Origin of the sequence: Klebsiella sp. 141240, from assembly GCF_050600805.1 — a bacterium.
GTDB lineage: Bacteria > Pseudomonadota > Gammaproteobacteria > Enterobacterales > Enterobacteriaceae > Klebsiella > Klebsiella aerogenes.
This window is the reverse complement of sequence record NZ_JAQIRK010000031.1, coordinates 1-13,107: the sequence shown is the minus strand read 5'-3', so window position 1 is coordinate 13,107 and position 13,107 is coordinate 1. Positions and strand designations below refer to the sequence as shown.

The 13,107-nt window shown below is 50.2% G+C and carries 27 protein-coding genes and 1 pseudogene; 1 reads left to right on the top strand and 27 read right to left on the bottom strand.

Annotation, left to right across the window (positions count from 1 at the left end):
* Window positions 1–15 precede the first annotated feature (15 nt).
* The 24 genes from rpsM to rpsJ all read right to left on the bottom strand — a co-directional run bounded on the left by rpsM (window position 16) and on the right by rpsJ (window position 11,168).
* Window positions 16–372, bottom strand: a complete 357-nt coding sequence (gene rpsM / locus PGQ95_RS25575; RefSeq protein ID WP_015369429.1) for a 30S ribosomal protein S13 — start codon at window positions 370–372, stop codon at window positions 16–18.
* Between the two features lie 146 nt (window positions 373–518).
* Window positions 519–635 (bottom strand): 50S ribosomal protein L36, encoded by a 117-nt coding sequence (gene rpmJ / locus PGQ95_RS25570; RefSeq protein WP_000868187.1) that lies wholly within the window; start codon window positions 633–635, stop codon window positions 519–521.
* Between the two features lie 31 nt (window positions 636–666).
* Window positions 667–1,998: a preprotein translocase subunit SecY gene (gene secY, locus PGQ95_RS25565; protein WP_015703640.1), complete on the bottom strand. Its 1,332-nt coding sequence runs from the start codon at window positions 1,996–1,998 to the stop codon at window positions 667–669.
* A gap of 7 nt (window positions 1,999–2,005) precedes the next feature.
* Window positions 2,006–2,440 (bottom strand): 50S ribosomal protein L15, encoded by a 435-nt coding sequence (gene rplO, locus PGQ95_RS25560; RefSeq protein WP_015369426.1) that lies wholly within the window; start codon window positions 2,438–2,440, stop codon window positions 2,006–2,008.
* Between the two features lie 3 nt (window positions 2,441–2,443).
* Window positions 2,444–2,623, bottom strand: coding sequence for a 50S ribosomal protein L30 (rpmD, locus tag PGQ95_RS25555; protein ID WP_001140434.1), 180 nt, complete (start codon window positions 2,621–2,623; stop codon window positions 2,444–2,446).
* Window positions 2,624–2,626: 3 nt separating this feature from the next.
* Window positions 2,627–3,130 carry a 30S ribosomal protein S5 gene (gene rpsE / locus PGQ95_RS25550; protein WP_015703641.1) on the bottom strand — a complete coding sequence of 168 codons (504 nt, stop codon included), beginning with the start codon at window positions 3,128–3,130 and terminating at the stop codon, window positions 2,627–2,629.
* Window positions 3,131–3,144: 14 nt separating this feature from the next.
* Entirely contained in the window at window positions 3,145–3,498 is a 354-nt protein-coding gene (rplR, locus tag PGQ95_RS25545; RefSeq protein WP_006817270.1) for a 50S ribosomal protein L18, read from the bottom strand.
* Between the two features lie 9 nt (window positions 3,499–3,507).
* Entirely contained in the window at window positions 3,508–4,041 is a 534-nt protein-coding gene (gene rplF, locus PGQ95_RS25540; RefSeq protein ID WP_008807049.1) for a 50S ribosomal protein L6, read from the bottom strand.
* Between the two features lie 12 nt (window positions 4,042–4,053).
* Window positions 4,054–4,446 (bottom strand): 30S ribosomal protein S8, encoded by a 393-nt coding sequence (rpsH, locus tag PGQ95_RS25535; protein WP_008807048.1) that lies wholly within the window; start codon window positions 4,444–4,446, stop codon window positions 4,054–4,056.
* Window positions 4,447–4,479: 33 nt separating this feature from the next.
* On the bottom strand, window positions 4,480–4,785 hold the full coding sequence (rpsN, locus tag PGQ95_RS25530) for a 30S ribosomal protein S14 (RefSeq protein ID WP_002919667.1): 306 nt from the start codon (window positions 4,783–4,785) through the stop codon (window positions 4,480–4,482).
* A 14-nt stretch (window positions 4,786–4,799) separates the two neighbouring features.
* Entirely contained in the window at window positions 4,800–5,339 is a 540-nt protein-coding gene (gene rplE, locus PGQ95_RS25525) for a 50S ribosomal protein L5 (RefSeq protein ID WP_003031123.1), read from the bottom strand.
* Window positions 5,340–5,353: 14 nt separating this feature from the next.
* Entirely contained in the window at window positions 5,354–5,668 is a 315-nt protein-coding gene (gene rplX / locus PGQ95_RS25520; RefSeq protein ID WP_015369424.1) for a 50S ribosomal protein L24, read from the bottom strand.
* 10 nt (window positions 5,669–5,678) lie between these two features.
* On the bottom strand, window positions 5,679–6,050 hold the full coding sequence (rplN, locus tag PGQ95_RS25515; protein WP_000613954.1) for a 50S ribosomal protein L14: 372 nt from the start codon (window positions 6,048–6,050) through the stop codon (window positions 5,679–5,681).
* A 164-nt stretch (window positions 6,051–6,214) separates the two neighbouring features.
* A complete protein-coding gene (gene rpsQ / locus PGQ95_RS25510; RefSeq protein WP_002438707.1) occupies window positions 6,215–6,469 on the bottom strand; it encodes a 30S ribosomal protein S17 in 255 nt (84 codons plus the stop codon).
* Complete coding sequence (rpmC, locus tag PGQ95_RS25505; protein WP_002919754.1) at window positions 6,469–6,660, bottom strand: 50S ribosomal protein L29; 192 nt, start codon at window positions 6,658–6,660, stop codon at window positions 6,469–6,471. Before rpmC ends, rpsQ begins: the two co-directional genes overlap by 1 nt.
* Window positions 6,660–7,070: a 50S ribosomal protein L16 gene (gene rplP / locus PGQ95_RS25500; RefSeq protein ID WP_002919759.1), complete on the bottom strand. Its 411-nt coding sequence runs from the start codon at window positions 7,068–7,070 to the stop codon at window positions 6,660–6,662. The genes rpmC and rplP overlap by 1 nt, the downstream gene beginning before the upstream one ends.
* A gap of 12 nt (window positions 7,071–7,082) precedes the next feature.
* Complete coding sequence (gene rpsC / locus PGQ95_RS25495; protein ID WP_002919766.1) at window positions 7,083–7,781, bottom strand: 30S ribosomal protein S3; 699 nt, start codon at window positions 7,779–7,781, stop codon at window positions 7,083–7,085.
* A gap of 17 nt (window positions 7,782–7,798) precedes the next feature.
* Complete coding sequence (gene rplV, locus PGQ95_RS25490; protein ID WP_002919773.1) at window positions 7,799–8,131, bottom strand: 50S ribosomal protein L22; 333 nt, start codon at window positions 8,129–8,131, stop codon at window positions 7,799–7,801.
* Window positions 8,132–8,145: 14 nt separating this feature from the next.
* Window positions 8,146–8,424, bottom strand: a complete 279-nt coding sequence (rpsS, locus tag PGQ95_RS25485; RefSeq protein ID WP_001138115.1) for a 30S ribosomal protein S19 — start codon at window positions 8,422–8,424, stop codon at window positions 8,146–8,148.
* Between the two features lie 16 nt (window positions 8,425–8,440).
* On the bottom strand, window positions 8,441–9,262 hold the full coding sequence (gene rplB / locus PGQ95_RS25480; protein WP_015369423.1) for a 50S ribosomal protein L2: 822 nt from the start codon (window positions 9,260–9,262) through the stop codon (window positions 8,441–8,443).
* A gap of 17 nt (window positions 9,263–9,279) precedes the next feature.
* Complete coding sequence (rplW, locus tag PGQ95_RS25475) at window positions 9,280–9,582, bottom strand: 50S ribosomal protein L23 (protein ID WP_000617546.1); 303 nt, start codon at window positions 9,580–9,582, stop codon at window positions 9,280–9,282.
* Window positions 9,579–10,184, bottom strand: a complete 606-nt coding sequence (rplD, locus tag PGQ95_RS25470) for a 50S ribosomal protein L4 (RefSeq protein ID WP_000424395.1) — start codon at window positions 10,182–10,184, stop codon at window positions 9,579–9,581. The genes rplW and rplD overlap by 4 nt, the downstream gene beginning before the upstream one ends.
* A gap of 10 nt (window positions 10,185–10,194) precedes the next feature.
* Window positions 10,195–10,824 carry a 50S ribosomal protein L3 gene (gene rplC, locus PGQ95_RS25465; RefSeq protein WP_003031117.1) on the bottom strand — a complete coding sequence of 210 codons (630 nt, stop codon included), beginning with the start codon at window positions 10,822–10,824 and terminating at the stop codon, window positions 10,195–10,197.
* Window positions 10,825–10,856: 32 nt separating this feature from the next.
* Window positions 10,857–11,168 (bottom strand): 30S ribosomal protein S10, encoded by a 312-nt coding sequence (gene rpsJ, locus PGQ95_RS25460; protein WP_001181005.1) that lies wholly within the window; start codon window positions 11,166–11,168, stop codon window positions 10,857–10,859.
* A gap of 376 nt (window positions 11,169–11,544) precedes the next feature.
* Here rpsJ and PGQ95_RS25455 point away from each other — a divergent pair, with 376 nt between their 5' ends.
* On the top strand, window positions 11,545–12,027 hold the full coding sequence (locus PGQ95_RS25455) for a prepilin peptidase (RefSeq protein WP_143115456.1): 483 nt from the start codon (window positions 11,545–11,547) through the stop codon (window positions 12,025–12,027).
* Here PGQ95_RS25455 and bfr read toward each other — a convergent pair.
* The 3 genes and pseudogenes from bfr to tuf form a co-directional block, all read right to left on the bottom strand.
* On the bottom strand, window positions 12,011–12,487 hold the full coding sequence (gene bfr / locus PGQ95_RS25450; RefSeq protein ID WP_015369420.1) for a bacterioferritin: 477 nt from the start codon (window positions 12,485–12,487) through the stop codon (window positions 12,011–12,013). The two genes, PGQ95_RS25455 and bfr, sit on opposite strands and share 17 nt — an antisense overlap.
* Before the next feature lie 74 nt (window positions 12,488–12,561).
* Window positions 12,562–12,756, bottom strand: coding sequence for a bacterioferritin-associated ferredoxin (bfd, locus tag PGQ95_RS25445; protein WP_015369419.1), 195 nt, complete (start codon window positions 12,754–12,756; stop codon window positions 12,562–12,564).
* Window positions 12,757–12,936: 180 nt separating this feature from the next.
* Window positions 12,937–13,107: pseudogene (gene tuf, locus PGQ95_RS25440) on the bottom strand (elongation factor Tu); the annotation flags it as partial.

Genomic DNA, 13,107 nt, shown 5'->3' with positions numbered 1-13,107 from the left:
ATTCAATCACCCCGATTATTTCTTGATCGGTTTACGCGGACCCTTACGGGTACGTGCGTTGGTCTTAGTACGCTGACCGCGAACCGGAAGACCACGACGATGGCGTAAACCACGGTAGCAACCAAGGTCCATCAGACGCTTGATGCTCAGGGTGATTTCACGGCGCAGATCACCTTCAACGACAAATTTACCTACTGCTTCACGCAGAGAATCAATCTGTTCTTCAGACAGCTCACTGATCTTAACATTTTCAGCGATACCCGTTTCAGCGCAGATGGCTTTAGAGCGGGTCTTGCCGATACCAAAAATTGCGGTTAAAGCAATTACGGTATGTTTCTGATCAGGAATGTTAATGCCTGCTATACGGGCCACTATGCACTCCTACTATTTAATATGTACGTACCATGCTGAAAAGCCCGTTTTCAGGATACTCAAATGGAAACGTACAGACATACAAAAGATTGGCTGGCTAATCTAGCCAGCTCAACCCAACTTTGCAAGAAAAATATGCGAATAAATCAGCCTTGGCGCTGTTTATGCTTTGGCTCGGCACTGCAAATCACACGGATGACACCATCACGCTTAACGATTTTGCAGTTACGGCATAATTTCTTGACGGAAGCACGAACTTTCATTTTTACTCTCCGTAACTTCTCGGGCGACCAGTTAGCGGCCGTAGCCTTTCAGGTTCGCCTTCTTCAATGCAGACTCATACTGACTAGACATCATCAGAGTTTGCACTTGAGCCATAAAGTCCATAATCACGACGACAACAATAAGCAGCGAGGTTCCACCGAAGTAGAACGGCACTTTCATTGCATCACGCATGAACTCCGGGATCAGGCAGATAAAAGTGATATACAACGCACCGACCAGAGTCAGGCGGGTCATTACTTTATCGATATACTTCGCCGTTTGTTCTCCCGGACGAATTCCTGGTACAAATGCACCGGACTTCTTCAGGTTATCTGCTGTTTCACGCGGGTTGAAAACCAACGCCGTGTAGAAGAAACAGAAGAAGATGATTGCAGACGCATAGAGTAACACATAAAGCGGTTGCCCAGGCTGCAAATACAGCGAAATTGTTGTCAGCCAGTTCCAACCAGTACCGCCCCCGAACCATGACGTGATGGTCGCCGGGAACAGAATAATACTGGAAGCGAAGATTGCCGGGATTACCCCCGCCATATTCACTTTCAGCGGTAAATGTGTGCTCTGTGCAGCATAGACACGACGACCCTGTTGACGCTTAGCGTAGTTTACCACAATGCGGCGTTGACCACGTTCAACGAATACAACGAAGAAGGTCACTGCAAATACTAATACTGCAACCAACAGCAACAGGAGGAAGTGCAGGTCGCCTTGACGCGCTTGCTCGATAGTATGGGCGATGGCCGGCGGGAGTCCCGCAACGATCCCGGCGAAGATCAGGATCGAGATACCGTTTCCGATACCGCGTTCGGTGATCTGTTCGCCGAGCCACATCAGGAACATAGTCCCTGTGACCAGACTAACAACAGCGGTGAAATAGAATGCAAAGCCCGGATTAATCACCAGGCCCTGCATACCAGGCATATTCGGCAGACCGGTAGCAATACCGATCGACTGGAATATAGCCAACACCAGAGTACCGTAGCGGGTGTACTGGCTGATCTTACGACGACCAGACTCCCCTTCTTTCTTCAGTTCTGCCAGCGGTTGATAAACAACAGTCAGCAGCTGGACAATGATCGACGCCGAAATATACGGCATGATCCCCAGAGCAAAGATAGAAGCACGGCTGAGAGCACCACCAGAGAACATGTTAAACATTTCAATGATGGTGCCTCGCTGTTGCTCAAGCAGTTTGGCAAGTACAGTGGCATCAATACCAGGGATCGGAATAAAAGAGCCAATACGGAACACAATCAGCGCACCGATAACAAACAAAAGTCTGCGTTTCAGTTCGCCAATTCCACCTTTGGCACTTTGAAAATCTAATCCCGGTTGTTTAGCCATCTGCTACTTATTCCTCAATTTTACCGCCAGCAGCTTCGATAGCAGCACGAGCGCCTTTAGTCACGCGCAGGCCACGAACAGTTACCGGACGAGTTACCTCACCAGACAGGATCACTTTCGCGAACTCGATCTGGATACCGATAATGTTAGCCGCTTTCAGCGTGTTCAGGTCTACCACATCGCCTTCTACGTGAGCCAGATCAGACAGACGAACTTCTGCAGTGATCATTGCTTTACGAGAAGTGAAGCCGAATTTCGGCAGACGACGGTACAGTGGCATCTGACCACCCTCGAAACCGCGACGTACGCCACCGCCAGAACGAGAGTTCTGACCTTTGTGACCACGACCACCGGTTTTACCGAGGCCAGAACCGATACCACGACCCAGGCGTTTACCCGCCTTTTTGGAGCCTTCGGCCGGAGACAGAGTATTTAAACGCATCTCTTACTCCTCAACTTTAACCATGAAGGAAACCGCGTTGACCATACCACGAACAGCAGGAGTATCCTCGCGCTCTACGGTGTGACCAATACGACGCAGACCCAGGCCAAGCAGCGTTGCCTTGTGTTTCGGCAAACGACCGATTGCACTGCGGGTTTGAGTAATTTTAATAGTCTTTGCCATGGTTTATTTCCCCAGAATTTCTTCAACGGATTTACCACGCTTGGCAGCGACCATATCTGGAGACTTCATATTTTCCAGGCCATCAATAGTTGCACGAACCACGTTGATCGGGTTGGTGGAACCATATGCTTTAGCCAGAACGTTACGAACCCCAGCGACTTCCAGAACGGCGCGCATTGCACCACCGGCGATGATACCGGTACCTTCGGAAGCCGGCTGCATGAATACACGAGAACCCGTGTGAGTACCCTTAACCGGGTGCTGCAGGGTGCCAGTATTCAGCGCGACGTTAATCATATTGCGACGGGCTTTTTCCATCGCTTTCTGGATCGCTGCTGGAACTTCACGCGCTTTACCGTAACCAAAACCTACGCGACCGTTACCGTCACCAACTACAGTCAGAGCTGTGAAGGAGAAAATACGACCACCTTTAACGGTTTTAGATACGCGGTTTACCGCGATCAGCTTTTCCTGCAGTTCGCCAGCTTGTTTTTCGATGTGAGCCATCTTACACCTCTACCTTAGAACTGAAGGCCAGCTTCACGGGCAGCATCTGCCAGTGCCTGGACACGACCATGATATTGGAACCCGGAACGGTCAAAGGAAACATCTTTGATGCCTTTTTCCAGAGCGCGTTCAGCAACAGCTTTACCCACAGCTGCGGCCGCGTCTTTGTTACCGGTGTACTTCAGTTGTTCAGAGATAGCTTTTTCTACAGTAGAAGCAGCTACCAGAACTTCAGAACCATTCGGAGCAATTACCTGTGCGTAAATATGACGCGGGGTACGATGTACCACCAGGCGAGTTGCACCCAGCTCCTGGAGCTTGCGGCGTGCGCGGGTCGCACGACGGATACGAGCAGATTTCTTATCCATAGTGTTACCTTACTTCTTCTTAGCCTCTTTGGTACGCACGACTTCGTCGGCGTAACGAACACCCTTGCCTTTGTAAGGCTCAGGACGACGGTAGGCGCGCAGATCTGCTGCAACCTGACCGATCACCTGCTTATCAGCGCCTTTCAGCACGATTTCAGTTTGAGTCGGGCATTCTGCAGTGATACCGGCCGGCAGCTTATGTTCAACAGGATGAGAGAAACCTAAAGCCAGGTTTACTACATCCCCTTTAACCGCTGCACGATAGCCTACACCAACCAGCTGAAGCTTTTTAGTGAAGCCTTCGGTAACACCGATAACCATTGAGTTCAGCAGGGCACGCGCGGTACCAGCCTGAGCCCATCCGTCTACGTAACCATCACGCGGACCGAAGGTCAGAGCATTATCTGCATGTTTAACTTCAACAGCATCGTTGAGAGTACGAGTCAGCTCGCCATTTTTACCTTTGATCGTAATAACCTGACCGTTGACTTTAACGTCAACGCCGGCAGGAACAACGACCGGTGCTTTAGCAACACGAGACATTTTTTCCTCCGATTAGGCTACGTAGCAGATAATTTCGCCACCAAGACCAGCTTGGCGCGCTGCACGATCAGTCATAACACCTTTAGAGGTAGAAACAACTGCGATACCCAGACCCGCCATAACTTTCGGCAGCTCATCTTTACGTTTGTAGATGCGCAGACCTGGGCGGCTGACACGCTGAATGCTTTCTACAACAGCTTTACCCTGGAAATACTTAAGAGTCAGTTCCAGTTCCGGCTTGATGTCGCCTTCAACTTTAAAATCTTCAATAAAGCCTTCTTCCTTCAGCACGTTGGCAATTGCCACTTTCAGCTTGGAGGAAGGCATGGTGACCGCAGCTTTATTCGCGGCCTGACCGTTACGGATACGGGTCAGCATATCCGCGATCGGATCTTGCATGCTCATCTGTCTTTACTCCCGTGATTCAATTGGTGACAATTACCAGCTAGCCTTTTTCAGACCCGGGATTTCACCGCGCATAGCGGCTTCACGGACCTTGATACGGCTCAACCCGAACTTCCGCAGGAAACCATGCGGACGACCTGTTTGACGGCAGCGATTACGCTGACGAGACGGGCTGGAATCACGCGGCAGAGTCTGCAGCTTGAGAACAGCGTTCCAACGATCTTCGTCGGTTGCGTTCACATCAGAGATGATAGCTTTCAGTTCAGCGCGTTTAGCGAAGAATTTATCAGCTAAAGCCACGCGCTTTACTTCGCGTGCTTTCATTGATTGCTTAGCCATTAAGTAACCCTACCTTACTTGCGGAACGGGAAGTCAAAGGCAGCCAGCAGAGCGCGGCCTTCTTCATCAGATTTCGCAGTAGTGGTAATGGTAATATCCAAACCACGAACGCGGTCGACTTTATCGTAGTCGATTTCTGGGAAGATGATCTGCTCACGGACACCCATGCTGTAGTTACCACGACCGTCGAAAGACTTAGCGGACAAGCCACGGAAGTCACGGATACGCGGTACAGCAATAGTGATCAGGCGCTCAAAGAACTCCCACATGCGCTCGCCGCGCAGAGTTACTTTACAGCCGATCGGATAGCCCTGACGGATTTTGAAGCCTGCAACTGATTTGCGTGCTTTGGTGATCAGCGGTTTTTGACCGGAGATTGCTGTCAGGTCAGCTGCTGCGTTATCCAGCAGTTTCTTGTCAGCGATCGCTTCACCAACACCCATGTTCAGGGTGATCTTCTCGACCCGAGGGACTTGCATGACAGAATTGTAGTTAAACTCAGTCATGAGTTTAGCGACTACTTCGTCTTTGTAGTAATCATGCAGTTTCGCCATCGTACTACTCCAAATTACTTGATAGTTTCGCTATTAGATTTGAAGAAACGGACTTTTTTGCCGTCTTCGAATCTAAAGCCTACACGGTCAGCCTTGCCGGTTGCCGCGTTGAAGATAGCAAGGTTAGAGACTTGAATAGCTGCTTCTTTCTCTACGATGCCGCCTGGTTGGTTCAGGGCCGGAACCGGCTTCTGATGTTTCTTAACCAGGTTGATACCTTCAACAATGACCTTGCCGGAAGACAGGACATTTTTAACTTTACCGCGTTTACCTTTATCTTTACCGGTTAACACGATAACTTCGTCATCACGACGGATTTTCGCTGCCATGATTCGCTCCTTAGAGTACTTCTGGTGCCAGAGAGATAATTTTCATGAACTTCTCGTTACGAAGTTCACGAGTTACCGGCCCAAAAATACGCGTACCGATAGGTTGCTCGCTGTTATTGTTTAAAATAACGCATGCATTACCATCGAAGCGAATGACAGAACCGTCCGGGCGACGAACACCCTTCTTGGTGCGCACCACTACCGCCTTCAGCACATCACCTTTTTTGACCTTACCACGCGGAATTGCTTCTTTGATGGTGATCTTGATGATGTCGCCTACGCCTGCGTAGCGACGGTGCGAGCCACCCAGAACCTTGATACACATTACGCGACGTGCACCGGAGTTGTCGGCGACGTTCAGCATAGTCTGTTCTTGGATCATTTTAGTGCTCCGCTAATGTCAACTACTACTGTGACCCAAAAGCTGGGTCGTTAAAAAGCCCCATATCGAGGGCGCGGCATTATAACACCGCTTCTGCAATATGGGTAGAAAAAATAAACGGCCCATCGCTGAGCCGTTTATTCGTATTGAGAATGCGTACTCTATTACAGAACCGCTTTCTCTACAACGCGAACCAGCGTCCAGGACTTAGTCTTGGACAGTGGACGGCATTCACGGATTTCAACCTTGTCGCCGATACCACATTCGTTGTTCTCGTCATGTACGTGCAGTTTGGTCGTACGTTTGATGAATTTACCGTAGATCGGGTGTTTCACAAAACGTTCGATAGCAACAACAATGGATTTCTCCATTTTGTCGCTAACTACGCGACCTTGCAGAGTACGGATTTTATCGGTCATTACGCACCCGCCTTCTGAGTCAGTAAAGTCTTAACGCGTGCAACATCACGACGCACTTGCTTCAGCAGATGAGTCTGTTGCAGCTGGCCACTTGCAGCCTGCATACGCAGGTTGAACTGCTCACGCAGCAGGTTCAGCAGCTCAGCGTTCAGCTCTTCAACGCTTTTTTCACGCAGCTCTTTTGCTTTCATTACATCACCGTCTTAGTTACAAAGGTGGTTTTGATCGGCAGTTTCGCTGCTGCCAGGCCGAATGCTTCACGGGCCAGCTCTTCCGGTACGCCGTCCATTTCATAAAGGACTTTACCCGGCTGAATCAAGGCAACCCAGTACTCCACGTTACCTTTACCTTTACCCATACGAACTTCCAGCGGCTTCTCGGTGATCGGTTTGTCCGGGAATACACGGATCCAGATCTTACCTTGACGCTTAACTGCACGGGTCATAGCACGACGTGCTGCTTCGATCTGACGTGCAGTCAGACGACCACGGCCAACAGCTTTCAGACCGAAAGTGCCGAAGCTAACATCCGTACCCTGCGCCAGACCACGGTTGCGGCCTTTGTGCACTTTACGGAATTTTGTACGCTTTGGTTGTAACATCAGCGACGCTCCTTATTTACGGCCTTTACGCTGCTGCTTTTTAGGTTGAGCAGCCGGTTCCGGTTGTTCAACAGCAGCCATACCACCCAGGATCTCACCTTTGAAGATCCATACCTTAACGCCGATTACACCGTAAGTGGTGTGCGCTTCAGAGGTGTTGTAGTCGATGTCAGCACGCAGAGTGTGCAGCGGTACGCGACCTTCACGGTACCATTCGGTACGTGCGATTTCCGCGCCGCCCAGACGGCCGCTAACTTCAACTTTGATACCTTTAGCGCCCAGACGCATTGCGTTCTGTACAGCACGCTTCATAGCACGACGGAACATAACGCGACGTTCCAGCTGAGAAGTGATGCTGTCAGCAACCAATTTAGCGTCCAGTTCAGGCTTACGAACTTCGGCAATATTGATCTGTGCAGGAACGCCAGCGATATCCGCTACGACCTTGCGCAGTTTTTCTACGTCTTCGCCTTTCTTACCGATAACGATACCCGGGCGAGCAGTGTGAATGGTCACACGGATGCTCTTAGCCGGACGCTCGATAACGATGCGAGATACAGACGCTTTAGCCAGCTCTTTAGTTAAGAACTGACGTACTTTAAAATCGCTGTCCAGGTTGTCAGCGAATTCTTTGGTGTTCGCGAACCAGGTAGAGTTCCATGGTTTGACAATACCCAGGCGAATACCATTAGGATGTACTTTCTGACCCATTGCTAGTCTCCAGAGTCTCAGCGATCGGACACAACCACAGTGATGTGGCTGGTGCGCTTCAGGATGCGATCTGCACGACCTTTAGCACGCGGCATAATGCGCTTCATGCTCGGGCCTTCGTCTACGAAAATTTTCGCAACTTTCAGATCATCAATGTCAGCGCCATCGTTGTGTTCAGCGTTAGCAATGGCAGATTCCAGTACCTTCTTGACCAGTACAGCAGCTTTTTTGTTGGTGTAGGTCAGAATATCCAGGGCCTGCGACACTTTCTTACCGCGAATCAGGTCAGCTACAAGGCGAACCTTCTGAGCAGAAGAACGAGCATGGCGATGTTGAGCTAAAGTTTCCATCTCTTCCTCCTACCTTATTTCTTCTTCGCTTTTTTATCAGCAGCGTGGCCGCGATAAGTACGAGTCGGTGCGAATTCACCCAGTTTGTGACCAACCATTTCGTCGGAAACAAAGACTGGAACGTGCTGACGACCATTATGGACAGCGATGGTCAAACCGATCATGTTAGGAAAGATCGTTGAACGACGGGACCAAGTGCGCAGGGGCTTCTTGTCTCCGCTTTCCACCGCTTTCTCTACCTTCTTCAGCAAGTGCAGGTCAATAAAAGGACCTTTCTTGAGAGAACGTGGCATGGCTTATCCTCTAAAATTATTTGCTACGGCGACGTACGATGAATTTATCAGTACGCTTGTTGCTGCGGGTCTTCTTACCTTTGGTCTGCAGGCCCCACGGGGATACCGGGTGCTTACCAAAGTTACGACCTTCACCACCACCATGTGGGTGATCGACTGGGTTCATCGCAGTACCGCGAACGGTAGGACGAACACCACGCCAGCGTGCAGCACCTGCTTTACCCAGAACGCGCAGCATATGCTCAGCATTGCCAACTTCGCCCAGAGTAGCGCGGCAGTCTGCTTCGACTTTACGCATTTCACCAGAACGCAGACGCAGGGTGACATAAGCACCGTCACGAGCAACGATCTGAACGTAAGTACCAGCGGAACGAGCCAGCTGACCGCCTTTACCTGGTTTCATTTCTACGTTATGAACGGTAGAACCAACCGGGATATTGCGCATCGGCAGGGTGTTGCCTGCTTTGATTGCAGCATCAACGCCAGACTGAATCTGGTCGCCAGCTTTCAGGCCTTTCGGGGCCAGAATGTAACGGCGCTCACCGTCTTTGTACAGAACCAGCGCGATGTTCGCGGAACGGTTCGGATCGTACTCAAGACGTTCAACAACTGCCGGGATACCATCTTTGTTGCGTTTGAAGTCAACAATACGGTAAGCCTGCTTGTGACCACCACCGATATGACGAGTGGTGATACGGCCATTGTTGTTACGACCGCCGGATTTGCTGTTTTTTTCAACCAGCGGAGCAAAAGGTTTGCCCTTGTGCAGCTCTGGGTTGACCACTTTAACAACGTGGCGACGACCCGGAGATGTCGGTTTACATTTAACAACTGCCATTGTATTACTCCTCCGACTTACTCAGCGCCGCCGACGAAGTCCAGATTCTGGCCTTCCTTCAGGGTGACGTAAGCTTTTTTCCAGTCGCTACGACGACCGATACGCTGTCCGTGACGTTTAACTTTCCCTTTAACTACCAGGGTGTTAACGACTTCGACTTCGACTTCAAACAGTTTCTGCACAGCAGCTTTGATTTCTGCTTTGGTCGCGTCTTTAGCAACTTTGAGAACGATGGTGTTGGTTTTTTCCATCGCAGTAGACGCTTTTTCAGAAACGTGCGGTGCGCGCAGCACCTTCAGCAGACGTTCTTCACGAATCATGCCAGCATCTCCTCAACTTGCTTAACAGCATCAGCAGTCATTACGACTTTGTCGAAGGCGATCAGGCTAACCGGGTCGATACCAGTCGCATCGCGTACGTCAACCTTGTGCAGGTTACGTGCGGCCAGGAACAGGTTCTCGTCCAGCTCACCGGTGATGATCAGCACATCTTCCAGAGCCATGTCTTTCAGTTTCTGAGCCAGCAGCTTAGTTTTAGGCGCTTCTACAGAGAACTTCTCGACAACGATCAGACGATCCTGACGTACCAGTTCGGACAGAATGCTTTTCAGCGCGCCGCGGTACATCTTCTTGTTAACTTTTTGACTGTGGTCCTGCGGACGAGCAGCGAAGGTTACGCCACCGGAACGCCAGATCGGGCTCTTGATAGAACCTGAACGCGCACGGCCGGTACCTTTCTGGCGCCATGGCTTTTTGCCTGAACCAGTTACTTCAGCACGAGTCTTCTGAGCACGAGTACCCTGACGCGCACCAGCTGCATAAGCAACAACAACCTGGTGAACCAGCGCTTCGTTGAAATCACGACCGAAGGTAGTTTCGGAAACAGTCAGCGCGCTCTGCGCGTCTTTCAATACTAATTCCATTGCTATCCCCTTACGCCTTCACAGCTGGTTTAACGATCAGGTCGCAGCCGGTTGCACCCGGAACACCACCTTTAACCAGCAGCAGGTTGCGCTCAGCGTCAACACGTACTACGTCCAGGCTCTGAACAGTAACGCGTTCGTTGCCCAGCTGACCTGCCATTTTCTTGCCTTTGAACACTTTGCCCGGAGTCTGGTTCTGACCGATAGAACCCGGAACGCGGTGAGACAAGGAGTTACCGTGGGTAGCGTCCTGGGTACGGAAGTTCCAGCGCTTAACGGTACCAGCGAAACCTTTACCTTTAGAGGTACCGGTTACGTCAACTTTTTTAACGTCAGCAAACAGTTCAACGCTAATGTTCTGACCAACGGTGTATTCTTCACCATCTGCCAGACGGAACTCCCACAGGCCGCGGCCAGCTTCTACGCCAGCTTTAGCAAAGTGACCAGCTTCCGGCTTAGTTACACGGTTAGCTTTTTTAGCACCAGTGGTAACCTGAACAGCGCGATAGCCATCGTTAGCCAGATCTTTAACCTGAGTAACGCGGTTTGCTTCAACTTCGATAACGGTTACTGGGATAGAGACGCCATCTTCAGTGAAGATGCGGGTCATACCCACTTTTTTACCGACTAAACCAATCATTGTATCAACCTCTCAATCGCTCGATGACCTGATTAACCCAGGCTGATCTGCACGTCTACACCGGCAGCCAGGTCCAGACGCATCAGAGCATCAACGGTTTTTTCAGTTGGCTCAACGATGTCAACCAGACGCTTGTGAGTACGAATCTCGTACTGATCACGCGCGTCTTTGTTGACGTGCGGAGAGATCAGAACGGTGAAACGCTCTTTGCGGGTCGGCAGCGGGATCGGACCACGGACTTGCGCACCAGTGCGCTTAGCAGTCTCGACGATTTCCGCGGTTGATTGATCGATCAGACGATGATCAAACGCTTTAAGGCGGATACGGATTCTTTGGTTCTGCATGAGACCAGAGCTCCAATTATTTTATAGACGAAATGATTACTCCTCATACCCATTACGATTGATGGGAGAGTGTAACCGTTCTTACAGAGTTCCCCGATTGGGAACATTGTTAGGTAGCAAACTGCGCTACCAGGGCTCATATCGAACCGGCCGTCAATTTTGACAGGCCCGCGCATTATACGCAAATTCAGGCGCGACGCAAGTGCTGATTAGAAAATCATCACCACAATTTGCGCGTCTTCTCGCGAAGGCGCTCGGCAATGCAATAACACGATAAATAAGTCAGGAAGCAGCCATCCATCTTGCACAAATGCGCTTTGCGCTAACGCGCGACGATAAGCAAAGTGAGCGCATTATCCCCGAACAGGAGTGTTCCATGCTTACCGTCCTCCCCTTCTTAGTTTGTTATTGTGGTTTAACCCTGGCGTTATGCCGGCAGGACCTGCTTCGCGGTCTTCTTCCCGACAGGCTCACCTGTCCCCTGCTGTGGAGCGGTTTTGTTTTTTACCTGTGTCTGGCGCCGCAGCGGCTTGAAGATGCCGTCTGGGGGGCAATTGCCGGCTATCTTTTTTTTGCCCTGCTCTATTGGCTATATCGCGGGCTTCGCGGATATGAGGGTTTAGGCTACGGCGACGTTAAATATCTTGCCGCCCTCGGCGCCTGGCACGGCTGGCAAAAGTTGCCACAACTGGTGTTGGTCGCATCTTTGGTTGCCGGTATGACATGGATGACATTGGCGTTGATTGGGAAGTATAAGCAACAACGAGGGGGTTTGAACAACCCGCTGCCGTTCGGGCCATTTCTGACTGCAGCGGGTTTTTGGTGCGGGTGGCAGACGTTCGCTAGTCTGACACTTTGATCTGCGATTGAAGGTAATTTTGCAGACCGATTTTGCCAATCAGATCTAACTCGGTTTCCAGCCAGTCAATATGGCCTTCCTCATCGGCAAGGATTTCAATCATCATATCGCGACTGACATAATCGTGAACGCTGTCGGCATAGGCGATTGCCTCACGCAGGTTTTGCGCGCCTTCCAGCTCCAGCCTTAAGTCAGACTGCAACATCTCTTCGACATCCTCACCAATGCCAAGTTTGCCAAGATCCTGCAGGTTAGGCAGGCCTTCAAGAAACAATATACGCTCGATGTACTTATCGGCGTGTTTCATCTCATCGATAGATTCATGGTATTCAATATCATTGAGGCGCATCAGGCCCCAGTTCTTGAACATTCTTGCATGAAGAAAATACTGGTTAATAGCAACCAGTTCGTTTCCCAATAATTTATTGAGATAACTTATGATTTTGACATCACCTTTCATTATAAAGTCCCTCCGCTTCCACTTATTGAAGCGTAGTCCGGGCTATAAGGATGTCAAAAAGAGAAGGGTCGCGATCAGGCGATTTCTTTGAATTCCGGCATGCTGGTTAATTCATCTTCCATCACTTCACGTGCCGCGCGGACGCACTTACCGCATTGATTTCCAACGGGAATAAACTTGCGTAATTGTTGAAAAGATTGCGGTTGAAATTGACGCACAACCTGACGGATTTTTTTATCGCTTACGCCATTGCACAAACAAACGTACATATAAACTCCCGTTCAATTTATGCACAAAGTTTAAATGAGAATAGTTATGATTACAATAGGCTGTTTATTAATTATCCGTAGTGGCGCACTTTATGAATATTTAAACCATCGCGGCTTATCACCAAATCATAGACAGCAAAAAGGGCGCCGAAGCGCCCTTTTTAATTCAAAGCTAACGAATTAGCCCAGAACTTTAGCTACAACGCCCGCGCCAACGGTACGGCCGCCTTCACGGATTGCGAAACGCAGACCGTCGTCCATCGCGATCGGGTGGATCAGGGTAACAACCATTTTGATGTTGTCGCCCGGCATTACCATCTCTACGCCTTCCGGCAGTTCGATGGTACCAGT

Excerpts from the sequence above, each read along its gene's own strand:
- rplR (WP_006817270.1), bottom strand. The coding sequence starts at position 3,498 with ATGGATAAGAAATCTGCTCGTATCCGTCGTGCGACCCGCGCACGCCGC.
- rplE (WP_003031123.1), bottom strand. The coding sequence starts at position 5,339 with ATGGCGAAACTGCATGATTACTACAAAGACGAAGTAGTCGCTAAACTC.
- rplF (WP_008807049.1), bottom strand. The coding sequence starts at position 4,041 with ATGTCTCGTGTTGCTAAAGCACCGGTCGTTGTTCCTGCCGGCGTTGAC.
- rpsH (WP_008807048.1), bottom strand. The coding sequence starts at position 4,446 with ATGAGCATGCAAGATCCGATCGCGGATATGCTGACCCGTATCCGTAAC.
- rplW (WP_000617546.1), bottom strand. The coding sequence starts at position 9,582 with ATGATTCGTGAAGAACGTCTGCTGAAGGTGCTGCGCGCACCGCACGTT.
- rplC (WP_003031117.1), bottom strand. The coding sequence starts at position 10,824 with ATGATTGGTTTAGTCGGTAAAAAAGTGGGTATGACCCGCATCTTCACT.
- rpmJ (WP_000868187.1), bottom strand. The coding sequence starts at position 635 with ATGAAAGTTCGTGCTTCCGTCAAGAAATTATGCCGTAACTGCAAAATC.
- rpmD (WP_001140434.1), bottom strand. The coding sequence starts at position 2,623 with ATGGCAAAGACTATTAAAATTACTCAAACCCGCAGTGCAATCGGTCGT.
- secY (WP_015703640.1), bottom strand. The coding sequence starts at position 1,998 with ATGGCTAAACAACCGGGATTAGATTTTCAAAGTGCCAAAGGTGGAATT.
- rplV (WP_002919773.1), bottom strand. The coding sequence starts at position 8,131 with ATGGAAACTTTAGCTCAACATCGCCATGCTCGTTCTTCTGCTCAGAAG.
- rpsJ (WP_001181005.1), bottom strand. The coding sequence starts at position 11,168 with ATGCAGAACCAAAGAATCCGTATCCGCCTTAAAGCGTTTGATCATCGT.
- rplX (WP_015369424.1), bottom strand. The coding sequence starts at position 5,668 with ATGGCAGCGAAAATCCGTCGTGATGACGAAGTTATCGTGTTAACCGGT.
- rpsE (WP_015703641.1), bottom strand. The coding sequence starts at position 3,130 with ATGGCTCACATCGAAAAACAAGCTGGCGAACTGCAGGAAAAGCTGATC.
- bfr (WP_015369420.1), bottom strand. The coding sequence starts at position 12,487 with ATGAAAGGTGATGTCAAAATCATAAGTTATCTCAATAAATTATTGGGA.
- rplO (WP_015369426.1), bottom strand. The coding sequence starts at position 2,440 with ATGCGTTTAAATACTCTGTCTCCGGCCGAAGGCTCCAAAAAGGCGGGT.
- rpmC (WP_002919754.1), bottom strand. The coding sequence starts at position 6,660 with ATGAAAGCAAAAGAGCTGCGTGAAAAAAGCGTTGAAGAGCTGAACGCT.
- bfd (WP_015369419.1), bottom strand. The coding sequence starts at position 12,756 with ATGTACGTTTGTTTGTGCAATGGCGTAAGCGATAAAAAAATCCGTCAG.
- PGQ95_RS25455 (WP_143115456.1), top strand. The coding sequence starts at position 11,545 with ATGCTTACCGTCCTCCCCTTCTTAGTTTGTTATTGTGGTTTAACCCTG.
- rplB (WP_015369423.1), bottom strand. The coding sequence starts at position 9,262 with ATGGCAGTTGTTAAATGTAAACCGACATCTCCGGGTCGTCGCCACGTT.
- rplD (WP_000424395.1), bottom strand. The coding sequence starts at position 10,184 with ATGGAATTAGTATTGAAAGACGCGCAGAGCGCGCTGACTGTTTCCGAA.
- rpsQ (WP_002438707.1), bottom strand. The coding sequence starts at position 6,469 with ATGACCGATAAAATCCGTACTCTGCAAGGTCGCGTAGTTAGCGACAAA.
- rpsN (WP_002919667.1), bottom strand. The coding sequence starts at position 4,785 with ATGGCTAAGCAATCAATGAAAGCACGCGAAGTAAAGCGCGTGGCTTTA.
- rpsS (WP_001138115.1), bottom strand. The coding sequence starts at position 8,424 with ATGCCACGTTCTCTCAAGAAAGGTCCTTTTATTGACCTGCACTTGCTG.
- rplP (WP_002919759.1), bottom strand. The coding sequence starts at position 7,070 with ATGTTACAACCAAAGCGTACAAAATTCCGTAAAGTGCACAAAGGCCGC.
- rpsC (WP_002919766.1), bottom strand. The coding sequence starts at position 7,781 with ATGGGTCAGAAAGTACATCCTAATGGTATTCGCCTGGGTATTGTCAAA.
- rplN (WP_000613954.1), bottom strand. The coding sequence starts at position 6,050 with ATGATCCAAGAACAGACTATGCTGAACGTCGCCGACAACTCCGGTGCA.